We start from the raw sequence: 2,449 nt of genomic DNA, 5'->3' as shown, positions 1-2,449 counted from the left end.
CGGTGCGGAACCAGCCGTCCTGGAAGGCTTCGGCCGTGCGAGGGTCATGGTAATAGGCCCGGATCACCCAGGGGCCGCGGACCTGGAGCTCGCCCATGGTTTTGCCATCCCATGGCACCTCCCGCCCCTGTTCGTCCACCGCCCGGATCTCCACGCCGACGACGGGCATTCCCTGCTTGGCGCGGATCGCGAAGCGCTCCTCCTCCGGCCAGTCCGCCATGTAGCTCTTGAGGTTGGCCACCGTGCCCAGCGGCGTCATCTCCGTCATGCCCCAGGCATGGGCCACGCGGATGCCGAAGCGCTTCTCGAAGGCCTCGATGAGGGCCCGCGGCATGGCGGAGCCCCCCACCGGCATCACCCGCAGACTGGAAAGATCGTAGCGCTCCCGTTCCAGCAAGCCGTAGAGTCCGATCCAGATCGTGGGCACACCAGCGGTCACCGTCACCCGCTCCTATGGAACGCCGGCTGGATTTCGGCCGTGGTGGCGACGCCGCCACCGGGACGTGTATCGGGTGCGCGTGGCGGGCGAGGCGATTTTTGAGCTGCACTTTCACCGGGGGCCTGGGAGGCGTTATTGGGTGCTATACACCGTGGAGGGGCTGGAATAATCTGTCCAGCCGGGGCTCCCTCGTGCCACAGCAGGGAATCCACTGTGGCACGAGGGAGTGGTGTTCCGTCAACTCAGCCAGGCTCAGGCCAGGGACTCCGCCATCTTGGCGGCAAGATCGGCCACCCGCACCGAGTAGCCCCATTCGTTGTCATACCAGGCCACCACCTTCACAAAGTTGCCGTCGATCACCATGGTGGAGAGCCCATCCACGATCGCCGAGTGGGGGTCGCCCTTGAAATCGATGGAGACCACGGGCTCCTCGGTGTAGGCCAGGATCCCCCGCATCGCCCCCTCAGCGGCTGCCCGGAAGGCGGCGTTCACTTCCTCCTTAGTAACCGGCCGGCTTAACTCAGCGCTCAGGTCGATCACCGAGACCGTGGAGGTGGGAACCCGCAGGGCATAGCCATCGAGCTTGCCCTTGAGCTCGGGGATCACCAGGCCGATGGCCCGGGCTGCGCCGGTGGTGGTGGGGATGATGTTCAGGGCCGCCGCCCGCGCCCGCCGCAGATCCTTGTGGGGCAGATCCAGGATGCGCTGGTCGTTGGTGTAAGCATGAACCGTGACCATCAACCCCCGCTTCACGCCGAAGGCATCGTGGAGCACCTTGACCACGGGGGCCAGGCAGTTCGTGGTGCACGAGGCATTGGAGACGATGTGGTGGTTAGCCGGATCGTAGCGATCATCGTTCACCCCAAGCACCAACGTCAGGTCCACGCTATCGGAGGGCGAGGCGGGAGCGGTGATGATGACCTTCTGGGCTCCTCCTGAGGTGCGGTGGACCGCTGCCTTGCGGCCGTCGGTGAAGAGGCCGGTGGCCTCGATGACGATCTGCACACCCAGGTCCTTCCAGGGCAACTTGGCCGGATCCTTCTCTGAAAAGACCCGGATCTCATCCTCACCGACGATCAGGTAGGAGTCCCGAGCGGAGACCGGCTCGGGGTAGCGGCCGTAGTTGGAGTCATACTTGAGCAGATGCGCCAGGGTGGGGGCGTCGGTGATATCGTTGACGGCGACCACCTCGAGGCGGCCGCGGTATTTCTCGCGGATGGCGCGGAACGCCTGGCGCCCGATGCGTCCGAATCCATTAATGCCCACCTTAACCACCATAGCGCTTCCCTCCTGAACAGGAAGTCTCGGGAGTGAGGCAGCCTATCGCTCGCTGAGATCCAAGCCAAGTATAAGCGAAAGTCGAGGATCCATCAAGTGAAATTTATCACAAACTTGTGTGAAGCAAGCCAGGAGGACTCCAGCTTCCAGGGCTAAGAAATCGCGGGGACAAGTCCATAGGAATAGATCGACAGAAAGCTGGAGGAAAACATTTCTCCGAGCTCACCGTCATCGATGGATTGGGGGAAAGAACCACGTATTCGGGAAAGCGCCTTTCGAGAGCCATGCGGGCTATAGGTTTCGGGCGGGAGTCTGACCGTCCCGTTGCCGGCGTATCGCGAGACAGCGCGTTAGGAGACGCGCCCTATGAAACCATAGACTCGTTGCGTAATTCGCAAAGGGGGCTTTTGGGAGCTAGGAAGGCCGACTTCGGCGGCCTTCTCGGCCCCGAAATTCTCTTTCTCCTCTCTCCCTAAGGAAGCGAAATGCATAGCGCTATCAGTGGGATGGACGGCCATCGCAAAGAGTTGCCAGACAAAGCGAAAGGCTGTGCCAGAGGGCCTGTAAGCCGGGTTCTGTCCCCCGCCGTCCGCGGGGTGGCGGTCATCTCTCTGGGGCGACGGTTGCCCGCCGCCTCAAGCGGCCTACCCGCGGGCATTAGGCGCGGGGCCGCCCCGGCGCCCCGACAGGCGCCGCGCCCGCTGCTTGGCCTTGCTCCGGGTGGGGGTTGCC

Annotated in this window: 3 protein-coding genes; 1 reads left to right on the top strand and 2 read right to left on the bottom strand. The window is 63.7% G+C overall.

Annotation, left to right across the window (positions count from 1 at the left end; genetic code table 11):
* Window positions 1–439 (bottom strand): AMP-binding protein (locus tag NZM16_RS02515; protein WP_295478291.1); only part of this gene is annotated, 439 nt, incomplete at its 3' end.
* Here NZM16_RS02515 and NZM16_RS02510 point away from each other — a divergent pair.
* Window positions 420–608 carry a hypothetical protein gene (locus NZM16_RS02510; protein WP_295450913.1) on the top strand — a complete coding sequence of 63 codons (189 nt, stop codon included), beginning with the start codon at window positions 420–422 and terminating at the stop codon, window positions 606–608. The two genes, NZM16_RS02515 and NZM16_RS02510, sit on opposite strands and share 20 nt — an antisense overlap.
* Before the next feature lie 83 nt (window positions 609–691).
* On the opposite strand, the gene gap is transcribed toward NZM16_RS02510, so the two are convergent.
* On the bottom strand, window positions 692–1,717 hold the full coding sequence (gap, locus tag NZM16_RS02505) for a type I glyceraldehyde-3-phosphate dehydrogenase (RefSeq protein ID WP_295450916.1): 1,026 nt from the start codon (window positions 1,715–1,717) through the stop codon (window positions 692–694).
* Window positions 1,718–2,449: the final 732 nt, after the last annotated feature.

Source organism: Thermoflexus sp., from assembly GCF_025055495.1.
In the GTDB taxonomy this organism is placed as follows: Bacteria; Chloroflexota; Anaerolineae; order Thermoflexales; family Thermoflexaceae; genus Thermoflexus.
This window is presented reverse-complemented; position numbering and strand designations above follow the sequence as displayed.

Coding starts and splice junctions, on each gene's coding strand:
- gap (WP_295450916.1), bottom strand. CDS start 1,717: ATGGTGGTTAAGGTGGGCATTAATGGATTCGGACGCATCGGGCGCCAG.